A 26,819-nucleotide genomic window follows, 5' to 3' on the forward strand; every position below is an offset into this window, starting at 1 on the left:
GTTCGGCCGCACAGAATCGCTGTCCAGAATCTCCCGCTCCGTCGCCGTGATCCGTCGTTTCCGTGACAGTTCTCCGTGACCTCCGCAAACAGGTGATCGTACACATGCCATCGCTACTGGGTGTCGCAGCCGGATTCGGCTCCGTGGAACCGGGCGCGAGCCCCCGCTCGGTCACCCCGGGCCGCCAGCGCTGGGACGTCAAGCTGGTGCTCGGACGGCCCCGGACGGCCGAGATCCTCGCCGCCGCGCTGCGCCGCATTCCAGGGATCACCGAGGCCCAGGCCAACCCGGTCACCGGCGGGGTGCTCGTCCGGCACGACGCGCGGCTGCGCGCCGCGGACGTCGGCCGGATCGTCCGCAGGGTCGTCAGCCGGGTCGCGGAGGATCCGACCGGGGCGGGACGCCAGGCGCCGGCCCGGCCCGCCTCCGCGTCGGCCCCGCAGACGGGCCGCGGCCCGGTCGTGCGCCCCGTGCTCGCCGTCGGCGGCGGGGTCGCGGCCGGGGTCGCGCTGATCAAGGGGTCGGCACTGGGCAGGCAACTGGTGGCGGTGGGCGGGGTGGCCGTGGCGACCGCGGTCGTCCTGCGGAAGGCGTGGCACAGAACGGTCGCCGCGTCCCGGGACGCGGCCGGGCCCGGTACCGAACGCCACCCCCTGCTGGAGATCGTCGGACCGCACCGCCGCCGCCTCCACCGGGCCGCCACCCTGTCCGTCGCCTGCCAGGCCGCGGAAGTGGCACTCGGCACCTTCCTCGGCTGGACCGGCCTGGTCCTCATCAAGGGTGAGGCGGCCCCTCTGGTCAGCCTCGGCCTGACCACGGCCTCCGCCCAACTCTGGGGGCTCGCCGGGCTGGTGGCCGCGGCCTGCGCCGCGGTGGCGGGCCTCTCGTACGCCTCGAACGTCCAGTGGCGCCGACTCGGCCAGGACATCGAGCACGACTGGCGCGGCCGCACGTACCGACACGTCCAGCACCTCGAACTGGGACACCTGGAGGGCGAGCGGACCAGCCGGGTGGCCGGCACGCTCACCAACGACGTCGGCCAGCTGGGCGCCTTCTTCGCCGGCCCGGCCAACGACGTGCTGCAACTCGGCACCAGCCTGGCCCTCCTGGTACCGGCGTTCCTCCTGCTGGCACCGCAGATCGCGTGGATCGCGTTCCTGCCGATCCCGGTCATCGCCTGGCTCTCGCTGCACCACCAGGACAAGGCCGCGGCAGGCTACGCCGCCGCCGGCGAGCGCCGGGCCCGGCTGGGCAGCCAGGTGATCAACTCGCTCGAAGCCGGTGCGACCGTCAAGAGCTTCTGCACCGAGGACTACGAGGCCGAGCGCATCGACGGGCTGAGCGAGGAGGTCCAGGAGAGCAGCCGGCAGACCGATCGGAGCACGATCCGCCACGCCGAGACCGTCCGGGCCTGCACCACCGCGTCGATGGCCGGCACCCTGCTGATCGGTGGCCGTGCGGTGCTCAACGGCACCCTGCGCTTCGAGGTGTTCAGTCCGCTGATCGGGCTGCCCCAGATGCTGCTGATGCGGATGAGCCGGCTCGGCGGCATCGCCGACCAGTACCAGCGCACCCTCGCCTCCTACGACCGGGTCCAGCGGCTGCGTGCCCTGCCCGTCGAGGCGGACGGCGGCGACGGGACACTCGACCCCGCCGAGGTGCGGGGCGAGATCGTCCTTGACGGGGTCACCTTCGCCTACCCCGGCCGGCCGGCGACCCTGGAGGACCTCTCGCTGACCATCCCGGCCGGGCAGGTGACCGCCCTGGTGGGTGCCACCGGATCCGGCAAGACGACGATCGCCAAACTGCTGATGCGCTTCCAGGACGTGGAGTCCGGCCGGGTGCTGCTCGACGGGCAGGACGTCCGGGACCTGCGGCGGTACGACCTGCGCCACGCCATCGGCTTCGTCGCCCAGGACCCGTTCCTCTTCGACGGCAGCATCGCCGACAACATCCGCTACGGCAGCTTCGGAGCCCCGGACGAGGCCGTGGTCCAGGCCGCCGCCATGGCGGAGGCGCACACCTTCATCGCGACGCTGCCGGACGGCTACGACACCCTGATCGGCGAACGCGGCGCCGCGCTCTCCGGCGGCCAGCGGCAGCGGATCGCCCTGGCGCGCGCGATCCTCAAGGACTCGCCGGTCGTCATCCTCGACGAGGCCACCTCCGCCGTGGACAACGAGACCGAGGCCGCCATCCAGCGCACACTGCGCAGCTTCGCGGCCGACCGGACGATGGTCGTCATCGCCCACCGCCTCTCCACGGTCCGCCATGTCGACCGGATCTATGTCATGGACAAGGGCGGCATCATCGCCGAACAGGGCACCCACGACGAACTCCTCGCCCAGCACGGACTCTACGCATCCCTCTGGCAGCTCCAGGCCGGCGAACTCGCCGCCTGACCGTAGAGAGCCGCCCCGGCCGCCGACCGCGTGACGCCACCGCGGTCGGCGCGGCCCTGCGCGCCCTGCGCGCCCGCCCGCCCACACTTCTGGAGGTACCCCATGTCCCGCCCGCCCCGCCGCGACGGCGACGTCCTTCCCCTGACCGCGGCCCAGCGGGAGATCTGGCTCGCCGAGCAGAGCTCCCGGACGGCGGTCCCGGGCTACCGCGTCGGTGAGTGTCTGGAGATCCACGGGCCGGTCGATCCGGAGCTGTTCGAAGCCGCGCTGCGCCGGGTGGTCGACGAGGTCGACGCCCTGCACGTGACCTTCGTCGACGACGGTGAGGGCCCGCGCCAGATCCTCCGCGAGACCTGGGACTGGGCACCCGCGCACCTCGACCTCGGCGCGGAGCCGGACCCCCGGGCGGCGGCCATGGCATGGATGGAACGGGACCTGGCCCGCCCGCTGGACCTCGCCCGGGACCCGCTGTTCGGCCACGCGCTGATCCGGCTGTCGCCGACCGAGTTTCTCTGGTACCTCAACTACCACCACGTGGTGCTGGACGCGATCAGCAGCTCCATGGTCCGGCAGCGGGTCGGCGCGGTGTACTCGGCACTGGCCGAGGGCACTCCCGTCCCGTCCTGCCCGTTCGGTTCGCTGCGGGACCTGGTCGACAGCGACGCCGCCTACCGCTCGTCCGCCGACTTCACCGCCGACCGCTCCTACTGGACCGGGCGCTTCGCCGACCTGCCCGCCCCGACCAGGCTCACCGACACCTCCGCGACCGACCCGCACCAGGCCCTGCGCCTGGCCCAGGAACGGGAACTGCGCAGCCCCGAGGCGCTGCGGGCGGCGGCGGGCCGGGCCGGTGTCCGGTGGTCCCGGCTGGTGGTCGCCGCGACGGCGCTCTACGCCCACCGGCTGAGCGGCGCCCAGGACGTGGTGCTCGCCCTCCCCGTCACCGCCCGCAGGGGCGCCGACCGCGACCTGATGTCCGTGCCCGGCACCATGTCCAACGTGGTGCCCCTGCGGCTGACCGTGCGACCGGACATGCCGTGGGGCGACCTCGTCGCCCAGGCGGCGCGGGAAGTCGATGCGGCCGTCGCGCACGAGCGCTACCGCAGCGAGGACCTGCTGCGCGACCTCGGCGCGCCCGGCAGCATCGGGACGGCGTTCCCGCTGATCGTCAACATCATGGCCTTCAACGCCAGGCCGAGCTTCGCCGGGCACCCCGCCTCGGTGCACCACTTCGTGTCGGGGTCGACCACCGACCTGGCCGTCTGGGTGTTCGACTACCGGGACGGCAATCCCCCGCTGCTCAGGCTGCACGGCGCGCCGGAGGTGTACGGCGACGACGACCTCGCCGCACACCAGCAGCGGCTGCTCGCCCTGCTCGACGCCGTCGCGGACTGCGACCCGGACGAGACGGTCGGCCGGATCGACCTGCTCACGGCTGAGGAGCGCGGTGAGTTGGCGGCCCTGGGCACCGGGCCGGCGGTCCAGGATCTCACCGTGAGCCTGCCGGAGTTGTTCCGGGCGCAGGTGGAGGCGATCCCGGATGCCCTCGCGGTGGTGGGGCCGGAAGCCTCGTTGACGTACGCGGAGTTGGATGCGCGGGCGAACCGGTTGGCGCAGGCGCTGATCGCGGGGGGTGCGGGCCCGGAGCGGTTGGTGGCGGTGGCGCTGCCGAGGTCGGCGGAGCTGGTGGTGGCGATCCTGGCGGTGCTGAAGACCGGTGCGGCGTACGTGCCGGTGGACCCGCAGTACCCGGCGGCCCGGATCGGGTACCTGCTGGAGGACGCCCGGCCGGCCCTGGTGGTGACCGACGCCGCGTCCGCGGAGCGGCTGCCCGACGGTGGTCCGGTCGGGAGGCTGGTGCTCGACGACCCGGAGATGTCCGCCCTGGTGGCGTCCTGCCCGGCGACGGACCCGATGGTGGCCGTCGATCCGGCCCACCCGGCGTACGTCATCTACACCTCCGGCTCCACCGGCAGGCCCAAGGGCGTGGCGGTGACGCACGGCGGCCTGCTCAACCTGCTCACCGACCTCCGTCAGGTGCACCTCCCGCCCGTGGTCGATGCACGGCGGCGGCACCGGGTGGCCCTGACCACGTCGGTGTCGTTCGACGCGTCGTGGAACCAGTTGCTCGCCCTGTTCGCGGGCCACGAACTGCACGTCCTGGACCACGCGACCTGGACCGACCCGGACGCCTTCGTCGACTACGCGCGGCGCTGCGGCCTGGACTACGTCGAAGCCACCCCCTCCTACCTGCACGACCTCGTGGACCACGGGCTGTTGGGCAGCCAGGGGTGGCGCCCGGCGCTGGTCGCCGCGGGCGGCGAAGCCGTCCCGGAGCGGCTGTGGGAGCGGCTGCGGGCGGCCGAGGGAGTGTCCTGCCTCAACCTCTACGGGCCGTCCGAGTGCACTGTCAACCCGGTGATCGCATCCGTGGGCTCGAGCCCGCGCCCGGTCATCGGCCGCCCGCTCGGCGGTGTCCGGCTGTACGTGCTCGACGGCGCACTGCAACCTGTGCCCGCGGGCGTGCCGGGTGAGTTGTACATCGCCGGTGCGGGCCTGGCGCGCGGCTACCTGAACGGGCCGGGTCTGACCGCGGCGCGGTTCGTGGCGGACCCGTTCGGGCCGGGCGGGGACGGGCCCCTCTCCCCCAGCCATGGGGGTCCCCCCGGCCGAAGGCTGGGGGAGGCCGGGAGGTGCCCCCAGCCCGATGGCGGGCAAGGAGGGAGGATGTACCGCACCGGTGACCTGGTGCGGTGGAATCCGGACGGGAACCTGGAGTTCCTCGGCCGCACCGACGACCAGGTCAAGGTCCGCGGCTTCCGCATCGAACTGGGCGAGATCGAGGCCGTCCTCGCCGAGCACCCGCAGGTCGTCCGGGCCGCCGTCGTGGTGCGCGGCGAGGAGGAGACCCGGCTGGTCGCCCACGCCGTCCTCGCACCCAGGGCCACGGTGACCGGCACCGCCCTGCGCGAGTACCTGCGCGAGCGGCTGCCCGCGCACATGGTGCCGTCGGCGCTCGTGGTGCTGGACGCGCTGCCACTCACCCCGAACGGCAAACTCGACCGGCGCGCCCTCCCGGCACCCGAGCGGCAGTCCACCGCACCGGGCCGTGCTCCGCGCACCGCGGTCGAGCACCTGCTCGCCGGGCTGTTCGCCGAGGTACTGGGGGTCGTCGAGGTCGGGCTGGACGACAGCTTCTTCGAGCTCGGCGGACACTCCCTGCTGGCCACCCGGCTGGTCGCCCGGGCCCGGTCGGTGCTGGGCGTGGAGCTGAGGCTGCGCGACCTGTTCGACGCGCCGACGGTCGCGGAACTGGCAGCCGCGGTGGACGTCGCGGGCCGGGCCAGGCCCGCGCTCGCGGCCAGCGAGCGGCCCGAGACACTTCCGCTCTCCTTCGCGCAGCGCCGCCTGTGGTTCCTGCACCGCATGGAGGGTCCGAGCGCCACCTACAACATCCCGCTGGCACTGCGGCTCTCCGGCAGGCTGGACCAGCGCGCCCTGGAAACCGCCCTGACGGACGTGGCCGAGCGGCACGAGAGCCTGCGCACCGTCTTCCCGGTGGCCGACGGCGCGCCGTACCAGCGGGTGCTCGACCCCGACGCGGCCCGGCCGCGGCTGCGGGTGACCGAGACCGGCGAACACGACCTGGCAGACCGGCTGGCCGAGGCGGCGCGGCACGGCTTCGAGCTCGCCGACGAACCGCCGCTGCGGGCCGAACTGTTCGAGCTCGGCCCCGAGGAGCACGTGCTGCTGCTGGTGGTGCACCACATCGCCGGCGACGGCTGGTCGACGGGGCCGCTCTCGCGGGACCTGGCGACCGCCTACGCGGCCCGCAGCGAGGGGTCGAAGCCGCAGTGGTCGCCGCTGCCGGTCCAGTACGCCGACTACACCCTCTGGCAGCGGGAACTGCTGGGCGACGCCGCTGACCCGGACAGCCTGATCAGCAGTCACCTCGCCTACTGGCGTCAGCAGTTGGCCAACCTGCCCGAGCAGGTCGAGCTGCCCTTCGACCGGCCCAGGCCCGCGGTGATGTCCTACCGGGGAGCCCAGCTGCCGGTGCGGATCGACGCCGAACTGCACCAGGGCCTGCGCGCACTCGCCCGCGACGGCGGCGCCAGCCTCTTCATGGTGCTCCAGGCCGGCCTGGCCGCCCTGCTGGGCAAGCTCGGCGCCGGCACCGACGTCCCGATCGGCACGCCGGTCGCGGGGCGCTCCGACGAGGCCCTGGACGACCTGGTCGGCTTCTTCGTCAACACCCTGGTGCTGCGCACCGACCTGTCCGGCGACCCGTCGTTCACCGAACTGCTGCGCCGGGTGCGTTCCGACGCGCTGGCCGCGTACGCGCACCAGGAGGTGCCGTTCGAGCACCTCGTGGAGGCGCTGAACCCGACCCGGACGCTCGCGTACCACCCGCTGTTCCAGACCATGCTCACCCTGCAGAACACACCTCTCGGCACCTTCGACCTGCCGCGGCTGCGGGTGGCGGCCGATCTGGTCCCGACCGGGACGGCCAAGTGCGACCTGACCTTCGTCCTGGCCGAACAGCCCGGTGGGGACGGGCTGTCGGGCGTGGTGGAGTACAGCACCGATCTGTTCGACGCGGCCACCGTCACCGGGATCGTCGAGCGGTGGCTGCGGCTGCTGCGTGCCGTCGCCGCCGATCCCGGCCGGCGGATCGGCCGGGTGGACGTGCTGTCCGCCGGCGAGCTCCGGGCGCTCCTGCCTGCCGCCACCGGCCGGGGAGGGGAGCTGCCGGAGAGCGGCCTGCCCGCACTGTTCGAGCGGCAGGTGCGGGCCGACCCCGCCGCGACCGCCCTCACTGACGGCGAAGCCCACCTGACGTACGGTGAGTTGAACGTCCGCGCCAACCGGCTGGCACATGCCCTGATCGCCCGCGGGGTGGGGCCGGAGCAGTTGGTGGCCCTGGCCCTGCCGCGCTCGGCGGAACTGGTCGTGGCGGTGCTCGCGGTACTCAAGGCCGGCGCCGCGTACGTCCCGGTGGACCCGGAGTACCCGGCCGCCCGGATCGCCTACCTGCTCCAGGACACCCGGCCCGCGCTGCTCGTGACGACGAGCCGGACCGGGGAGCTGCCGGGGGCGGAGCAGGTGGACCGGCTGCTCCTGGACACCGTCGACCTGGACGGACTGCCGGACACCGACCCGGCGGTCGCCGTCGATCCGGGCCACGCCGCCTACGTCATCCACACCTCCGGTTCCACCGGCAACCCCAAGGGCGTGGTGGTCCCGCACCGCAACGTGGTGCGCCTGTTCGACACCACCCGGGAGCTGTTCGGCTTCTCCGCCGAGGACGTGTGGACCCTCTTCCACTCCTACGCCTTCGACTTCTCGGTGTGGGAGCTGTGGGGCCCGCTGCTGCACGGCGGCCGCCTGGTGGTCGTGGACCACGAGACCAGCCGCTCGCCCGGCCGGTTCCTGGAACTGCTCGCCCACGAGCGGGTGACGGTGCTCAACCAGACGCCGTCCGCCTTCTACCAGCTGATGCAGGCGGACGCGGAGGCCCCGGAGATCGGCCGCCGACTCGCCCTGCGCACCGTGGTGTTCGGCGGCGAGCCGCTGGAGCACGCCCGGCTGGCGAGCTGGTACGAGCGGCACCCGCAGGACGCGCCGCGGCTGGTCAACATGTACGGCATCACCGAGACCACGGTGCACGTCACGTACGCGGCGCTCGACCGCTCCGGCACCGCCGCCGGCCAGGTCGGAACGCCCCTCCCGGACCTGCGGGCGTACGTGCTCGACGCCGGCCTGCGGCCGGTGGCCCCGGGCGTGCCCGGCGAGCTGTACGTCGCGGGCGCTGGCCTGGCGCGCGGCTACCTGAACCGGCCCGGTCTGACCGCCGGGCGGTTCGTGGCCGACCCGTTCGGGCCGCCGGGGTCGCGGATGTACCGCAGCGGCGACGTGGTGCGCCGCGCGGCCTGGGGGTCCCCCCGGCCGGAGGCCGGGGGAGGCGGTCTGCGCTACGTCGGCCGGGCCGACCAGCAGGTGAAGGTGCGCGGCTTCCGGATCGAGCTCGGCGAGATCGAGGTGGCGCTGGCCGCCCACCCCGGCATCGCCCAGGTCGCCGTCCTGGCCCGGCAGGACCGGGCCGACGACACCCGGCTGACCGCGTACCTCGTGCCGGCCGCGGGCGCCGCCCCGAGCCCCGCCGACCTGCGGACACACCTGCGCGAACGGCTGCCGGAGTACATGGTGCCGTCGGCGTTCGTCGCGCTGGACGCGCTGCCGCTGACCGCCAACGGCAAGCTGGACCACCGGGCCCTGCCCGCCCCGGACCTCGCCCCGGCGACCGCCTCCCGCGCGCCGCGCACCCCGCAGGAGCAGGTCCTCTGCGAGCTGTTCGCCGAGGTCCTGGGGGCGGCGTCGGTCGGCGTCGAGGACGGGTTCTTCGACCTGGGCGGGCACTCGCTGCTGGCCACCCGCCTGGCCGCCCGGATCCGTGCGACGCTCGGCGTGGAGATGCCGCTGCGCACCCTGTTCGAGGCACCGACCCCGGCGGGGCTGGCCGCCGTCCTGGTGGCGGCCGGGCCGGCGCAGACCGCCCTGGTCCGGCGCGAGCGCCCCGAGGTGGTCCCGCTGTCCTTCGCGCAGCGGAGGCTGTGGTTCCTGCACCAGTTGGAGGGCGCCAGCGCGAACTACCACATCTCGCTGGCCTGGCGGCTGTCCGGCGAGTTGGACCGGCGGGCCCTGGAGGCCGCCGTGGCGGACGTGGTCGAGCGGCACGAGAGCCTGCGTACCGTCTTTCCGGCAGCGGACGGCGTGCCGTACCAGCAGGTGCTGGACGCGGTGGCGGCCCGTCCGCGGCTGCTCGTGCACCGGACCACCGAGGCCGAGCTGCCCGCTCTGATGGCGGTGGCGAAGGACCGCCGGTTCGACCTGGCGGCCGACGCGCCGCTACGGGTCGAGCTGTTCGAACTGGCTCCGGACGAGCACGTCTTCCAACTGGTGCTCCACCACATCGCGGGCGACGGCTGGTCCCTGGGCCCGCTCGCGCAGGGACTGACCGCCGCCTACGCGGCGCGCCGCCGCGGCGAGGCGCCGCGCTGGGCGCCGCTGCCCGTCCAGTACGCCGACTACACCCTGTGGCAGCACGAACTGCTCGGCGACGCGGCCGACCCGGACAGCCTGTTCGCCGGCCAGGCGGACTACTGGACCCGGCAGCTGGCCGACCTGCCGGAGCGGATCCAGCTGCCCACCGACCGGCCCCGCCCGGCGGTCGCCTCGCACCGGGGCGGCTCCGTGCGGGCCGGGCTGGACGCCGAACTGCACCGCAGCCTGCGCGAACTCGCCCGCGCACACGGGACCAGTCTGTTCATGGTGCTCCAGACCGGCCTGGCGGCGTTGTTGAGCAAGCTCGGCGCGGGCGACGACATCCCCGTCGGCAGCCCCGTCGCAGGCCGGACCGACCAGGCGCAGGACGAGCTGGTCGGCTACTTCGTCAACACCCTGGTCTTCCGCACCGACACCTCGGGCGATCCGACGTTCGCCGAGCTGCTGGGCCGGGTCCGGGACACCGCACTGGCCGGGTACGCCCACCAGGACCTCCCGTTCGAGCACCTGGTCGAGGTCCTGAACCCGGCCCGGTCGCTGGCGCACCACCCGCTGTTCCAGATCATGCTCGTGTTGCAGAATGCGCCCCGGGCCGACTTCGCGCCGCCCGGGCTGCGCGTCGCCGACCTGTCGTCGGCGTCGACCACCGCCAAGCTCGACCTGATCTTCACCATGGCCGAGCGGCACGCGCAGGACGGCTCCCCGGAGGGGATCGACGGGTCCGTCGAGTACACCAGTGACCTGTACGACCCGGCCACCGTCGAGACGATGATCGGGCGATGGGAGCGGCTGCTGCGCGCCGCGGTCGCCGACCCGCGGCGGCGGCTCAGCAGGATCGACCTGCTCACGGCCGAGGAGCGCGGTGAGTTGGCGGCGCTGGGCACCGGCCCGGCGGTCCAGGACCTCACCGCGAGTCTGCCGGAGTTGTTCCGGGCGCAGGTGCGGGCAGCACCGGATGCTCTCGCGGTGGTGGGGCCGGAGGCGTCGTTGACGTACGCGGAGTTGGATGCGCGGGCGAACCGGTTGGCGCAGGCGCTGATCGCGGGGGGTGCGGGCCCGGAGCGGTTGGTGGCGGTGGCACTGTCGAGGTCGGCGGAGCTGGTGGTGGCGATCCTGGCGGTGCTGAAGACCGGTGCGGCGTACGTGCCGGTCGATCCGGAGTACCCGGCGGCCCGGATCGGGTACCTGCTGGAGGACGCCCGGCCGGCCCTGGTGGTGACCGACGCCGAGTCCGCGGAGCGCCTCCCCGACGGCGGTCCGGTCGGCCGGCTGGTGCTCGACGACCCGGAGATGTCCGCCCTGGTGGCGTCCTGCCCGGCGACGGACCCGATGGCGGTCGTCGATCCGGCCCATCCGGTCTACGTCATCTACACCTCCGGCTCCACCGGCAGGCCCAAGGGCGTGGTGGCGACACACGGCGGCCTGCTCAACCTGTTCGCCAACCAAGGCCCACTGGTCTCCCGGACGGGGGAGCGGATGCGGGTGGGCCTGACCACGTCCGTGTCGTTCGACGCCTCCTGCGACCAGCTGTTCGCCCTCTTCGCGGGCCACGAACTGCACGTCCTGGACGAGGCGACCTGGACCGATCCGGACGCCTACCTCGCGTACGCCGCGAGGGCCGGGCTGGACACCGTCGGCGGCACTCCGTCCTACCTGCAAGTCCTCGTCGAGCACGGCCTGCTGGACGACCCGCGGTGGCGCCCCTCGATGATCGGGCTGGGCGGGGAGACCATCCCCGAGCAGCTGTGGGAGCGGCTGCGGGCCGCTCAGGGAGTGTCCTCCCTGAACTACTACGGGCCGTCCGAGTGCACGGTGGACTCGGTCTTCGCGCCGCTGGAGTCGAGCCCGCGGCAGGTGATCGGCCGCCCGCTCGGCGGTGTCCGGCTGTACGTGCTCGACGCCGCGTTGCAGCCGGTGCCGGCCGGTGTGCCGGGTGAGTTGTACATCGCCGGTGCGGGCCTGGCGCGCGGCTACCTGAACGGGCCGGCTCTGACCGCGGCGCGGTTCGTGGCGGACCCGTTCGGGCCGGGCGGGGACGGGCCCCTCTCCCCCAGCCATGGGGGTCCCCCCGGCCGAAGGCTGGGGGAGGCCGGGAGGTGCCCCCAGCCCGATGGCGGGCGAGGAGGGAGGATGTACCGCACCGGTGACCTGGTGCGGTGGAATCCGGACGGGAACCTGGAGTTCCTCGGCCGCACCGACGACCAGGTCAAGGTCCGCGGCTTCCGCATCGAACTGGGCGAGATCGAGGCCGTCCTCGCCGAGCACCCACAGGTCGCCCGGGCCGCCGTGATCGTCCGGCAGGACCGGGCGCAGGACCCCCGCCTGGTCGCCTACCTGCAGCGCGCCACCGGGGCGGAGCTCCGGCCGGAGGAGCTGCGGGCGCACCTGCGCGAGCGGCTGCCGGACTACATGGTGCCGTCGGCGCTCGTGGCGCTGGACACGCTGCCGCTGACCCCGAACGGCAAACTCGACCGGCGGGCCCTGCCCGAGCCCGAGTCCACCGCGCCGCGCGTCGGCCGGGCACCGCACACTCCTCAGGAACACGTGCTGGCCGGGCTGTTCGCCGAGGTGCTGGGCCTGCCGCAGGTCGGTGTCGACGACGACTTCTTCGACCTCGGCGGGCACTCCCTGCTCGCCACCCGTCTGGCGGCCCGGGTCCGGGCGACCCTCGGGGTCGAGCTGGAGCTTCGCGCCCTGTTCCGCACCCCGACCGTGGCCGGGCTGGCCGCCGGGCTGGGCGGCGCGGACCGGGCCCGGCTCGCCCTGGGGAAGGCGGAGCGGCCCATGGCGGCACCCCCGGCCGAAGGCTGGGGGATGGTGCCGCTGTCGTCCGCCCAGCGCAGGCTGTGGTTCCTGCGCCAGCTGGAGGACGCCGACTCGGTCTACAACATGCCGCTCGCGTGGCGGCTCTCGGGACCATTGGACCTGGCGGCCCTGGAGGCGGCGCTGGGTGACCTGGTCGAGCGGCACGAAACCCTGCGCACGGTCTTCCCGGCCGCGGACGGCGTGCCCCACCAGCAGGTGCTGGCCCCCGGAGAGGCGCGCCGGAGGCTGTCGGTCACCCCGGCCGACGAGGCGGCGCTACCGGAACTGCTGACGGGGGCCGCAGCGCGCGGATTCGACCTCGCGACCGAACCACCGCTGCGCGCCGAGGTGTTCGAGGTCTCGGCGGACGAGCACGTGCTGCTCCTGGTGATGCACCACATCGCCGGCGACGGCTGGTCGCTGGGCCCGCTGGCCGCCGACCTGGCCACCGCGTACGCGGCACGCCGCCGGGGCGAGGAGCCGCGGTGGGCGCCACTGCCCGTGCAGTACGCCGACTACACCCTGTGGCAGCACGAACTGCTCGGCGACCCGGCCGACCCGGACAGCCTGTTCGCCCGTCAGGCGGACTACTGGACCCGGCAGCTGGCGGACCTGCCGGAGCAGATCCGGCTCCCCGCCGACCGCCACCGCCCCGCGACCCCCTCCCATGCCGGCGGCCACCTGGCGGTCGAACTGGACCCCGATCTGCACGCCGGACTGGTCAAGCTGGGTCGGGAGCACGGCGCCAGCGTCTACATGGTGATGCAGGCCGCCCTGGCCTCGCTGCTGGACAAGCTCGGCGCGGGCACGGACATCCCGGTCGGCAGCCTGATCGCCGGCCGGACCGACCAGGCGCTGGACGACCTCGTCGGGTTCTTCGTCAACACCCTGGTGCTCCGCACGGACACCAGTGGCGACCCGACCTTCGCCGAGCTGCTGGGCCGGGTCCGGGAGGCTGCGCTCGGCGCGTACGCGCACCAGGACCTGCCGTTCGAGCACGTCGTCGAGGCGCTCAACCCGTCCCGCTCGCTCGCCCGCCAGCCGTTGTTCCAGGTGCTGCTCGCGCTGCAGAACGTGCCCAGCACCGAGTTCGCGCTGGACGGCCTGGCCGCCGAGATCGTCCTGGTGCGGACGCCGACCACGATGTTCGACCTCGGCTTCCACCTGCTGGAGCGCGGCGGCACCGGCGGTCCGGCCCAGGGCATCGTCGGACGGGTCGAGTACAGCACCGACCTGTTCGACCCCGCCACGGTGGAGGCCCTGGTCGCCCGGTGGCTGCGGCTGCTGGCGGCGGTGGTCGCCGAGCCGGAGCGTCCGTTGAGCCGGATCGACGTCCTCACCCCCGAGGAGCGGCACGAGCTGCTGGTCGCCCGCAACGACACCGCCCGTCCTGCTCCCGAGGCCACCCTGCCCGCGCTGTTCGAGGCGTGGGCGCGGGAGACCCCGCAGGCCCCGGCGGTCGTCCTCGAGGACACCGTCCTGACCTACCGCGAGCTGAACCGCCGGGCCAACCGCCTGGCCCACGCGCTGATCGCGCGCGGCGTGGGCCCGGAGCGGGTCGTCGCCCTGCGGCTGCCGCGCTCGGCCGAGCTGGTGGTCGCCGTCCTCGCGGTGCTCAAGACGGGCGCGGCATACCTGCCGGTCGACCCGGACTACCCGGCCGCCCGCATCGCGTACATGCTGGAGGACGCCCGCCCCGCCGTGGTGCTCGACGGCCTCGCATCCGTCACCCCGGCCGGGGACCTGCCGGAGCACGACCCGGCCGTCCCCGTGGACGCCCGGCACCCGGCGTACGTCATCTACACCTCCGGCTCCACCGGCCGTCCCAAGGCCGTGGTGATGCCCGCTGCCGGGCTGCTGAACCTGCTGGCGTGGCACCACCGGGCCGTCGGCGGCGAACCCGGAACCCGCACCGCGCAGTTCACCGCGATCAGCTTCGACGTCTCGGTACAGGAGGTGCTGTCCGCGCTGCTGTACGGCAAGACCCTGGTGGTGCCGACCGAGGAGCAGCGCCGCAGCGCCGAACTGTTCGCGCACTGGCTGGACCGGCACCGGGTCGAGGAGCTGTTCGCCCCCAACCTGGTGGTCGAGGCGCTGGCCGAGGCCGCCGAGGAGGCCGGGCTGGACCTGCCGCACCTGCGGCTGGTCGCGCAGGCCGGCGAGGCGATGCGGCTGGGCGGTGCCGTGCGCCGCTTCCGGGCCCGCCGACCGGGCCGGGTGCTGCACAACCACTACGGGCCCGCCGAGACCCACGTGATCACCGCCTACGCGCTCCCGACCGACCCCGCCGACTGCCCGCTGCCGGTGCCGATCGGCCGCCCGATCACCAACTGCCGGGTGTACGTGCTGGATTCGGCCCTGCGACCGGTCGCCCCCGGCGTGCTGGGCGAGCTGTACCTGGCCGGAGCGGGCCTGGCCCGCGGCTACCTGAACCGATCGGGGCTGACAGCGAGCAGGTTCGTGGCCGACCCGTACGGTCCGGCGGGCACGCTGATGTACCGCACCGGCGACCTGGTCCGCTGGCGCGCCGACTGCGAGCTGGAGTTCGCCGGCCGCGTCGACCACCAGGTCAAGATCCGCGGGTTCCGGATCGAGCCGGGCGAGATCGAGGCCGAGCTGACCGCGCACCCGGGCGTCGCCCAGGTCGCGGTGCTCGCCCGCGAGGACCGGCCGGGGGAGACCCGGATCGTCGCGTACGTCGTCCCCTCGGACGGGAGCGGGACGACCGTGGCGGCACTCGCCGCGTACCTGCGCGAGCGGGTGCCGGACTACCTGGTGCCGTCCGCGTTCGTGCTGCTGGACGCGCTGCCGCTGACCCCGAACGGGAAGCTGGACCGGGCGGCGCTGCCCGCGCCGGAGTCCGGTGCGGTCGCAGGTGGCCGGGCGCCGCGCACGCCGCAGGAGCAGATCCTGTGCGAGTTGTTCGCCGAGGTGCTGGGCCTCGCCCGGGTCGGCGTCGACGAGGACTTCTTCGCGCTGGGCGGCCACTCCCTGCTCGCCACCCGGTTGGTCTCCCGCGTCCGGGCGACCCTCGGGGTCGAGCTGGAGCTGCGCGCACTGTTCCGCACCCCGACCCCCGCCGGGCTGGCGGCCGGACTGCACGACGCCGGCACCGCCCGGCAGGCCCTGGTGCCCCGGCCCCGCCGCGAACCGATGCCGCTGTCGTTCGCCCAGCGCCGGCTCTGGTTCCTCCAGCAGTTCGGGATGCCCAGCGCCACTTACCACATGCCGCTGGCCCTGCGCCTGTCCGGCGACCTCGACCGGGCCGCGCTGGACGCCGCGCTCGCGGACGTGGTGGCCCGGCACGAGACCCTGCGCACGGTCTTCCCGCACACCGCCGGAATTCCGCACCAGCGGGTGCTGGAACCCGCCGAGGCCGCCGTCCCGCTGGCCGTGCGCGCGGCCGCCGAGGCGGAGGTGCCCGCCCTGCTGCGCGAGGCGGCGGTGCGGGGCTTCGACCTGACCTCGGACGTGCCGCTGCGGGCGGAGCTGTTCGCCCTCGCGCCGGACGAGCACGTGCTGCTGCTGGTCATGCACCACATCGTCGGGGACGGCTGGTCCATGGGCCCGCTGGCCCGTGACCTGGCCACCGCCTACACCGCCCGGCAGGGCGGCGGGGCACCGGAGTGGCCGCCCCTGCCGGTGCAGTACGGCGACTACACCCTGTGGCAGCACGAGATCCTCGGCGACGAGCACGACACCGAGAGCGTGTTCGCCCGCCAGGTCGCCTACTGGAGGCAGGCGCTGGCCGGGCTGCCCGAGCAGCTGCAGCTGCCGGCCGACCGGCCGCGCCCGGCCGCCATGTCGTACGGCGGCGACCTGCTGGAGCTCCGGATCGACGCCGAACTGCACGCCGCGCTGGTGGAGTTGGCACGCCGCTCGGGGACGACCCTGTTCATGGTGCTGCAGGCGGCGCTGGCCGCGCTGTACACGCGGCTGGGCGCGGGCACCGACATTCCGATCGGCAGCCCGGTTGCGGGGCGCACGGACGAGGCGCTGGACGACCTGGTCGGCTTCTTCATCAATACGCTGGTGCTGCGTACCGACACGAGCGGGGACCCGAGTTTCGCCGAGTTGCTGGGCCGGGTGCGGGAGACGGCGCTGTCGGCGTACGCGCACCAGGACGTGCCGTTCGAGCACCTGGTGGAGGCGCTGAACCCGTCCCGCTCGCTCTCCCACCACCCGCTGTACCAGACCGGGCTGGTCGTGCAGAACGCGCCCGGTGGCGACTTCGACCTGCCGGGCCTGCGGGTCTCCGGGATGGCCGTGCTCACCGGGACCGCCCGCCTCGACCTGACCTTCGGGTTCGCGGAGGAGTACGGGCCGGGCGGCGCGCCGGGAGGACTCAGCGGCGCGGTCGAGTACAGCACCGACCTGTTCGACCGCCCGACGGTCGAGGCCCTGGCCGCTCGGTGGCTGCGGCTGCTGGGAGCGGTCACCGCCGCGCCCGACCGGCCGATCGGCGGGATCGACCTGCTCTCCGCCGAGGAACGCCGCGAGCTACTGCCCGCCGTCGAGGACCGAACGGCCGGGGCGGGTCTGCCGGAGCTGTTCGCGGCGCAGGTGGCGGCGGTGCCGGACGCGGTCGCGCTGGTCTGCGATGGCGAGGAGGTGACGTACCGTCAGCTCGCTGTGCGGGCGAACCGGTTCGCGCATGCGCTGATCGCCCGGGACGTCGGCCCGGAGCAGATCGTCGCGGTGGCCCTGCCGCGGTCGGTGGAGTCGGTGGTGGCGGTCCTGGGCGTGCTGAAGGCCGGGGCCGCGTACCTGCCGGTGGACCCGGCGTACCCGCAGTCGCGGATCGCCTTCATGCTGGACGACGCCCGTCCGGCGCTGCTGGTCGACGACCCGTCCATGGTGGCCGAGGGTGACTGGCCGGACACCGACCCGCAGGTCGCACTCGACGTCCGGCACCCGGCGTACGTGATCTACACCTCGGGCTCGACCGGCCGCCCCAAGGGCGTCGTGGTGAGCCACGCTGGCGTGTCGGGTCTGGTGGCGGAACAGGCTGAGCGGCTCGGCGTGACGCTGGGCAGCCGGGTGCTCCAGTTCGCCTCGCCCAGCTTCGACGCGTCCTTCTGGGACCTGTGTAGCGCGCTGCTCACCGGAGCCGCCCTCGTCCTGGCCCCCGCCGAGGCCCCGCTGGAGGCACTGACGGACCGCCGGCTGGACATCACCCACGTGACGCTGCCGCCCTCGGCCCTGGCCGCGCTGGAGAGCGCCGACCTCACGGCCGCCACCCTGGTGGTGGCGGGTGAGGCGTGCCCGCCGGAGCTGGTGGCGCGCTGGGCGCCCGGGCGCCGGATGATCAACGCCTACGGTCCGACCGAGACCACGGTGTGCGCGACCATGAGCGACCCGCTGTCCCCGAGGTCCGGCGTGCCGCCGATCGGACGGCCGGTCGCGGGCTTCCGTGCGTACGTCCTGGACGAGCGGCTGGCGCCGGTGCCGCCGGGCGTGGCGGGGGAGTTGTACGTCGCCGGCCCCGGCCTGGCACGTGGCTACCTGAACCGGCCGGGCCTGACGGCCGGACGGTTCGTCGCCTGCCCGTTCGGGCCAGCGGGTGTGCGGATGTACCGCACTGGTGACCTTGTGCGGCGCCGGGCTTGGGGGTCCCCCCGGCCGGAGGCTGGGGGAGGCGAGCTGGAGTACGTCGGCCGCGCCGACCAGCAGGTGAAGGTCCGCGGCTTCCGCGTCGAACTCGGCGAGGTCGAGGCCGCGCTGGCCGAGCACCCCGCCGTTGCCCAGGCTGCCGTCGCGGTCCGGGACGACCGGCTCGTCGGCTACGTGGCGGTCCGCCCCGACCAGGCCGTCCGTCCCGCAGAGCTGGCTGCGCAGCTGCGCGAGCGGCTGCCGGACTACCTGGTGCCGTCTGTCTTCACGGTGCTGGACGCGCTGCCGCTGACGCCGAACGGGAAGCTGGACCGGGCGGCGCTGCCCACGCCCGAAGCCGCCCCCGCGGGCAGCGGGCGGGCGCCGCGCACCCCGCAGGAGCAGATCCTTGCCGAGCTGTTCGCCGAGGTGCTCGACGTGCCGCAGATCTCGGTCGACGACGACTTCTTCGACCTGGGCGGGCACTCCCTGCTCGCTACCCGGCTGGCCGCCAGGGTGCGCTCGGTGCTCGGTGTGGAGCTCGGGCTGCGTGCACTCTTCCAGGCGCCCACCGTGGCCGGCCTGGCCGGGGCACTGGCCGGGGCCGGCCGCACCCGCCCGGCGCTGACCGCGCAGGAGCGGCCGGAGGCGGTGCCGCTGTCCTTCGCCCAGCGCCGGCTCTGGTTCCTGCACCGCATGGACGCCGCCGCGGCCTACCACATCCCGCTGGCGCTCCAGCTGACCGGAACGCTCGACCGGCCCGCGCTGGACCGGGCACTGGCCGACGTGGTGGCCCGGCACGAGAGCCTGCGGACGGTGTTCCCCGAGGTCGACGGCGTACCCTGCCAGCGCGTACTGGACCCGGCCGCGGTCCGCCTCCGGGCCCGGCCCACCGAGGTGACGCAGGATGAACTGCTGCAGCGGCTCGCCGAGTCCGCCCGGCAGCCCTTCGACCTGGCGACGGAGCCGCCGCTGCGGGCGGAGCTGTTCGCGCTCGCACCGGACGAGCACGTGCTGCTGCTGGTCATGCACCACATCGCCGCCGACGGCTGGTCCACCGGGCCGCTGGCCCGGGACCTGGCCGAGGCGTACGCGGCCCGCTGCGAGGGCCGGACGGCGGACCGACCGGCTCTGCCGGTGCAGTATGCCGACTACACGCTGTGGCAGCGCGAGCTGCTCGGCGACGCCGCTGACCCGCAGAGCCGGTTCGCTGAGCAGCTCGACTACTGGAAGCGGCAGCTGTCCGACCTGCCGGAGCTGCTCCAGCTGCCCGCCGACCGGCCCCGCCCGGCCGTCGCCGGCTGGCAGGGGGACCACCTCGGCCTGGAGCTCGACGCCGAACTGCACGCCGCGCTGGCGGAGTTGGCGCGGAATACCGGGACGAGCCTGTTCATGGTGTTGCAGGCCGCGCTCGCCGCCCTGTACACGCGGCTGGGCGCAGGGACGGACATCCCGATCGGCAGTCCGATCGCCGGGCGCACGGACGAGGCGCTGGACGACCTGGTCGGGTTCTTCGTCAACACGCTGGTGCTGCGCACCGACACGAGCGGGGACCCGAGTTTCGCCGAGTTGCTGGGCCGGGTGCGGGAGACGGCGCTGTCCGCGTACGCGCACCAGGACGTGCCGTTCGAGCACCTGGTGGAGGCCCTGAACCCGTCCCGCTCGCTCTCCCACCACCCTCTGTTCCAGACCGTCCTGGCCGTCCAGAACGCTCCGATGGGCCGGTTCTCGCTGCCCGGCCTGGACGTCACCACCTACGCGGTCGCGACCGGAACCGCCAAGTTCGACCTGGGCCTGAGCATGGTCGAACGGTTCGGCCCGGCCGGGAGCCCGGCCGGGATCGCCGGCGCCGTCGAGTACGCCACCGACCTGTTCGACCGCTCCACGGTCGAGGCCCTGGTCCGGCGCTGGACGCTCCTGCTGGAGGCCGTCACCGCCGACCCGGAGCAGCCGATCGGAGGGATCGACCTCCTCGACGCCGACGAGCGGCACCGGCTGCTGGAGAAGGGCAACGCGACCGCCCGGGACGTGGGCGCCGTCCCGGTGCCGCGGGCCTTCGCGGCGCGGGTGGCGGCGGTGCCGGACGCGGTCGCGCTGGCCTGCGGCGAGCACGCGTTGACGTACCGTCAACTCAACGCGTGGGCGAACCGGTTCGCGCATGCGCTGATCGACCGGGGCGTCGGCCCGGAGCAGATCGTCGCGGTGGCCCTGCCGCGGTCGGTGGAGTCGGTGGTGGCGGTCCTGGGCGTGCTGAAGGCCGGGGCCGCGTACCTGCCGGTGGACCCGGCGTACCCGCAGTCGCGGATCGCCTTCATGCTCGACGACGCCCGTCCGGCGCTGCTGGTCGACGACCCGTCCATGGTGGCCGAGGGCGACTGGCCGGACACCGACCCGCAGGTCGCACTCGACGTCCGGCACCCGGCGTACGTGATCTACACCTCGGGCTCGACCGGCCGCCCCAAGGGCGTCGTGGTGAGCCACGGCGGCGTGGCGAGCCTGGTCGCCGCCCAAATCGAGCGCTTCGCGATCGAACCCGACAGCCGGGTGCTCCAGTTCGCGTCGCCCAGCTTCGACGCGTCGGTGTCGGAGATCTACACCGCCCTGCTGCGCGGAGCCACCCTGGTGCTGCCCCCCGCGGCCGATCCGCTCGCCGCGCTGACCGACCCGGGCCTCGGCATCACCCATGTGACGGTGCCCCCGTCCGTCCTCGCCGCCGTGCCGGACGGTGCGGTGACCGCGTCGACGCTGGTGGTGGCGGGTGAGGCGTGCCCGCCGGAACTGGTGGCGCGCTGGGCGCCCGGACGCCGGATGATCAACGCGTACGGCCCGACCGAGACCACGGTGTGCGCGACCATGAGCGACCCGCTGTCCTCAGGGGCGGGCGTACCGCCGATCGGCCGGCCGATCGCCAACGCCCGGGTGTACGTCCTGGACGACCGGCTGCGACCGGTGCCGCCGGGCGTGGCAGGGGAGTTGTACGTCGCGGGCGCGGGTCTGGCACGCGGCTACCTGAACCGGCCGGGCCTGACGGCCGGGCGGTTCGTCGCCTGCCCGTTCGGAACCGGTGAGCGGATGTACCGCACCGGCGACCTGGTGCGCTGGCTGGGCTGGGGGCACCCCCGGTCGGAGGCTGGGGGAAGACAGCTGGAGTACGTCGGCCGCGCCGACGACCAGGTGAAGGTCCGCGGCTTCCGGGTCGAGCCGGGCGAGGTCGAGGCCGCGCTGGCCGAGCACCCCGCCGTAGCCCGGGCCGCCGTCCTCGCCCAGGACGACCGGCTCGTCGGCTACGTCGTCCCGAGCCAGGACGCGGCCCGGGACGACGCGTTGGAAGCGGACCACGTGGGCGAGTGGCAGGGCATCTACGACGCCCTGCCCATCGCCCCCGAGGAAGCGGCCTTCGGGCAGAACTTCGTCGGCTGGAACAGCAGTTACGACGCCGGTCCGATCCCCGTCGAGCAGATGCGGGAGTGGCGGGACGCCACCGTGGCCCGCATCCTGGCCCTGCGCCCGCGCCGGGTGCTGGAGGTCGGCGTCGGCACCGGCCTGCTGCTCTCGCAGGTCGCACCGCACTGCGAGACCTACTGGGCGACCGACTTCTCCGCCACCGCGATCGAGGCCCTGAGCGCCCAGGTGGTGGGGGAGGAGCGGCTGGCCGGCCGCGTGGTGCTGCAGACCCGGCCGGCGCACGACACCGACGGGCTGCCGGCCGGGGAATTCGACACCATCGTGATCAACTCGGTGGTGCAGTACTTCCCGTCCGCCGACTACCTCGCGGACGTGATCGGGAAGCTGATGCGGCTGCTCGCCCCCGGCGGCGCGCTCTTCGTCGGCGACGTCCGCAACCTGCGACTGCTGCGCCCGCTGGCCACCGCCGTCCAGCTGCACCGGACCGGCGATGATGCCGACCTCGCGGCCGTGCGTCGCGCGGTGGAGCAGGCCGTCCGGGTGGAGAAGGAGCTCCTGGTCGACCCGGACTTCTTCACCGTCCTGGGGGAGCACGGCACGGCCATCGGCGCGGTGGCCGTGGAGGTCAAGCGCGGCCGCCACCACAACGAACTGACCCGTTACCGCTACGACGTGACGCTGCACAAGGCGCCGGTCGCCCCGCCGGCCCCGAGCCGGCCCGTCGAACTGGCATGGGGACGGCAGGTCGCCGATCTGGCCGGGCTGCGTGAACTCCTCGCCCAGCCGACCGCCGAGGTGCTGCGGATCACCGGGGTGCCGAACCGCCGGGTGGCGCGGGAGGCCGCCCTGGCCCGGGCCGTGCAGGACGCGGACGGGCCGGTCTCCGAGCTGCTGGAACGGCTGCACGCCCCGGAGGACGGCGAGCTCCCCGACCCGGAGGACTTCCACGCCCTCGGGCGGGAGTTCGACCGCACGGTGGCCGTCACCTGGTCGGTGACCGCGGCCGACGCCGTGGACGTCGTCCTCGCCGACCCGCAGGCGCTCCACAGCTCCCCCGTCGAGCCGTACCGGTCGGCCGGGGCCACCGGCAGGGCGCTGTCGACGCTGACCAACCGCCCGACCGGAAGCCGCGGCACCGGCGCCCTCCTCGGCGAACTCCGCGACTGGTTGCGCGGGCGGCTGCCCGACTACCTGGTCCCGTCGGCGTTCGTGGCGCTGGACGCGCTGCCGCTGACGGCCAGCGGCAAGCTTGACCGCCGCGCGCTGCCCGCCCCCGACCTTGGCCCGGCCGCGGGCGGGCGGGCGCCGCGCACCCCGCAGGAGCAACTCCTCGCCGAGCTGTTCGCCGAGGTGCTCGGGCTGGCCCAGGTCGGGGTCGAGGACAGCTTCTTCGACCTCGGCGGGCACTCGCTGCTCGCAACCCGCCTCGCCTCCCGGGTCCGGGCGACCCTCGGCGCGGAGCTGGAGGTCCGCACCCTGTTCGAGACCCCGACCGTGGCCGCCCTGGCGGCCCGCCTGGACGGCTCCGGTACGGCGCGGCCCGCGCTGACCGCCCGGCCCCGCCCGGAGCGCGTCGAACTGTCCTTCGCCCAGCGCCGCCTGTGGTTCCTGCACCGGATGGACGGGCCGAGCGCCACCTACAACATGCCGCTCGCGCTGAGTCTGACCGGTCGCCTCGACCGGCCGGCCCTTGTCGCCGCGCTCGCCGACGTGGTCGCCCGGCACGAGAGCCTGCGGACGGTCTTCCGTGAGACCGGCGGCGTCCCGCACCAGGTCGTGCTGGGCGCCGCCCAGGCCCGTCCGGCGCTGCCGGTGGTCGAGCTCGACGAGAGCCGGCTGGCCGAGCGGCTGGCGGACGCCGCCCAACGCGGCTTCGACCTGGCCGCGGAGCCGCCGGTGCGGGCCGAGCTGTACGCCCTCGCCCCCGACCGGCACGTGCTGCTCGTCGTGGTGCACCACATCGCCGCCGACGGCTGGTCGATGGGCCCGCTCTCCGGCGACCTCGCGACGGCCTACGCGGCACGCTGCCGGGGCGAGGAGCCGCCGTGGTCACCGCTGCCGGTGCAGTACGCCGACTACACCCGCTGGCAACGCGACCTGCTCGGCGACACCGCCGACCCGGACAGCCTGTTCGCCCGCCAACTCGCCTACTGGAAGGACGAGCTGGCGGGGATCCCGCAGCAGGTGCAGCTGCCCACCGACCGGCCCCGGCTTCCGGTGGCCTCCCAGCGGGGCGACCGGGTCGTGGTCCGGCTGGACCCCGAACTGCACCAGGACCTACGGGATTTGGCCGCCGCGCGCGGCGCCAGCATGTTCATGGTGCTCCAGGCCGGTCTCGCCGCCCTGCTCACCCGGCTCGGCGCCGGTACGGACATTCCGATCGGCAGCCCGATCGCCGGCCGCACCGATCAGGCGCTGGACGAGCTCGTCGGCTTCTTCGTCAACACGCTGGTGCTGCGCACCGACACGACCGGCGACCCCGGCTTCGCCGAACTGCTCGGCCGGGTCCGGCAGAAGGCGCTCACCGCGTACGACCACCAGGACGTGCCGTTCGAGCACCTGGTCGAGGTGGCCAACCCGGTGCGGTCGCTGGCCCACCACCCGCTGTTCCAGGTCATGCTGGCCCTGCAGAACGCGCCGCTCGGCGAGTTCGCGCTGCCGGGGCTGGAGACCGGCCACCTGGAGGCGCCGACCGGGACCTCCCGGGTCGACCTGACCTTCAGCCTGGCCGAGCAGTTCCGCCCGGACGGTCCCCCTGGGCCTGGTGGCCCGGGAGGTGCCCCCAGCGCCGACGGCCTGGTCGGCGCGGTGGAGTACGCCACCGACCTGTTCGACGCGCCCACCGTGGAGCTGCTGTTCGATCGCTGGGCCCGCCTGCTGCGTGCGGCGGCCGCCGACCCGGACCGGCCGATCAGCCGGATCGACCTGATGTCCGGCGCGGAACGCCACCGGCTGCTGCACGGGTTCAACGACACGGCCGCGCCGCTGCCGACAGCCTCGGTGCCGGAGCTGTTCGCCCGCCAGGTGCGGGCCACCCCGGACGCGATCGCGGTCGTGGCGGGCGGCACCGAGCTGACCTACGCGGAGCTCGACCTGCGGGCCGACCGCCTGGCGGGGGCGCTGGCTCGCCACGGCGTACGGCCGGAGACGCCGGTCGCCGTCATGCTGGACCGCTCGGCCGAGCTGGTCGTGGCGATCCTGGCGATCATCAAGGCGGGCGGCGCCTACGTGCCGCTGGACCCGCGCTTCCCCTCCTCCCGGATCGAGCTGATCATGCGGGAGAGCGGAGCCGCTCTGGTGCTCACCCCGGAGGTGCTCGCCGCACTGGAGCAGTCCCTGGCCGCAGGCCGACCCGGCGCCGAAGTCTCCTGCGAGCCCGGACAGTTGGCGTACATCATGTACACCTCCGGCTCGACCGGGCGGCCGAAGGGCGTGGCCGTCACCCACCGCGACGTGGTCGGCCTCGCGCTGAGCCCCGAATGGCGCGGCGGTGGGCACGAGCGGGTGCTGATGCACTCCCCGACGGCCTTCGACCTCTCGACCTACGAGCTGTGGGTGCCGCTGCTCAACGGCGGCCGGGTCGTCGTCGCCCCGCCCGAGCAGCTCGACCTCGACCTGCTGCAACACACGATCGCCACCCACGGCGTGACCGGACTGTGGCTGACCGCCGGACTGTTCAGGCTGGTCGCCGAGGAACGGCCGGGCCTGCTGGCCGGGGTGCGCGAGGTGTGGACCGGCGGCGACGTGGTCTCCCCGGCCGCCGCCGCCCGGGTGCTCGCGGCCTGCCCCGGCATCGAGGTGGTCAACGGCTACGGGCCCACCGAGGCCACCACCCTGGCCACCCGCCACCCGGTGCGCGACCTTGCGGAGAACGCCGCGACCGTGCCGATCGGCGGCCCGATGGCGAACATGCGCACCTACGTACTCGACGACCGGCTGCGGCCGGTGCCGACGGGCATGGTCGGCGAGCTGTACCTCGCGGGGACGGGTGTCGCCCGCGGCTACTTCGGCCGACCCGGCCTGACGGCGGAGCGCTTCACGGCCGACCCGTACGGGCCCGCCGGGAGCCGGATGTACCGCACCGGCGACCTCGCTTGGTGGCTGCCCGACGGCACGCTGGAGTTCGGCGGACGCGTCGACCACCAGGTCAAGCTGCGCGGCCTGCGGATCGAACCAGGCGAGATCGAGGCCGTCCTGGCGGGCTGCCCGGGCGTTGCCCAGGCCGCCGTGGTCGCCCGCGAGGACCGGCCGGGCGACAAGCGATTGGTCGCCTACCTGGTGCCCGCCCCCGATGGCGGGCCCGAGACGGCCGAGTTGTCCGCCCGGCTGCGTCGCGACCTGCCCGACTACATGGTGCCGGCAGCGTTCGTCACCGTGGACGCGCTGCCGCTGACCGCCAACGGCAAGCTCGACCGGGCCGCCCTGCCGGCCCCCGACTACGGGGCGTCGGACGCCGGGCGCGGCCCCCGGACGCCGCAGGAGCAACTGCTGTGCGGCCTGTTCGCCGAGGTCCTCGGACGGGAGCAGGTCGGCATCGACGACGGCTTCTTCGACCTGGGCGGGCACTCGCTGCTGGCCGCCCGGCTGGCCTCCCGAGTCCGCGAGACCCTCGGTCTGGAGCTGGGGCTGCGGATGCTGTTCGAGGCGCCGACCGTGGCCGGGCTCACCGAACGCCTGGCCATGAACGACCCGGCCGACGCGCTGGACGTCCTGCTGCCGCTGCGCTCGACCGGGACGGACACCCCGCTGTTCTGCGTCCACCCCGGGGGCGGCATCAGCTGGTCCTACAGCGGGCTGCTGAACCACCTCGGCCCGCAGCACCCGGTCTACGCGCTCCAGGCGCGCGGCCTCGGCCGGCCCGAACCACTGCCGACCTCCTACGAGGAGATGGCGGCCGACTACGCCGACCACGTCCAGAAGATCCAGCCACAGGGCCCGTACCTGCTGCTCGGCTGGTCCGCGGGCGGGCTGATCGCCCACGCGCTGGCCTGCGAACTGCAGGCACGCGGCGAGCGGACCGCACTGCTGGCGATCCTCGACGCCTACCCGGTGAAGGACGTGCGGTTCGAGGAGGAGCCGGTACCCACCGTCCGGGACGTGCTCGTCGGCGTGCTCGACGTCGATCCGGCCGAGCTGGGCGAGCGGGAGATCACCTACGCCGAGGTCGCCGAGGTGCTGAACCGGCGCGGCAGCGCGCTGGCCGGCCTCGACGAGCGGCAGGTCGAGGTGATCGTCCAGATCATGATCAACAACGCGAAGCTGGCGGTCGACTTCGTCCCCGGCCGGTACGACGGGGACCTGCTGCTGTTCAACTCCACGATCGGCCGGGGCGACGACGACGCCGGTCCGGAGGTCTGGCGCCCGTACATCGCGGGCCGGATCGAATCGCACGAGATCACCACCCGGCACGACCAGATGACCCAGGCGGGCTCGCTGGCCCAGATCGGACCGGTCCTGGCTGCCAGGATCGCCGAGGCCACCGGCGACGCCCACGACTCCGAGGCCACTGGCGACGCCGGTGACACCACCCTTTCCCACCAGGAGGACTGA

At 74.3% G+C, this 26,819-nt stretch carries 2 protein-coding genes; both read left to right on the forward strand.

Annotation, left to right across the window (positions count from 1 at the left end):
• Window positions 1–104: 104 nt before the first annotated feature.
• Window positions 105–2,402 (forward strand): ATP-binding cassette domain-containing protein, encoded by a 2,298-nt coding sequence (locus OG871_RS28095; protein ID WP_371500455.1) that lies wholly within the window; start codon window positions 105–107, stop codon window positions 2,400–2,402.
• Window positions 2,403–2,504: 102 nt separating this feature from the next.
• A complete protein-coding gene (locus tag OG871_RS28100; RefSeq protein WP_371500457.1) occupies window positions 2,505–26,819 on the forward strand; it encodes a non-ribosomal peptide synthase/polyketide synthase in 24,315 nt (8,104 codons plus the stop codon).

It is taken from the genome of Kitasatospora sp. NBC_00374, assembly GCF_041434935.1.
Lineage (GTDB): Bacteria > Actinomycetota > Actinomycetes > Streptomycetales > Streptomycetaceae > Kitasatospora.

Excerpts from the sequence above, each read along its gene's own strand:
- OG871_RS28095 (WP_371500455.1), top strand. The coding sequence starts at position 105 with ATGCCATCGCTACTGGGTGTCGCAGCCGGATTCGGCTCCGTGGAACCG.
- OG871_RS28100 (WP_371500457.1), top strand. The coding sequence starts at position 2,505 with ATGTCCCGCCCGCCCCGCCGCGACGGCGACGTCCTTCCCCTGACCGCG.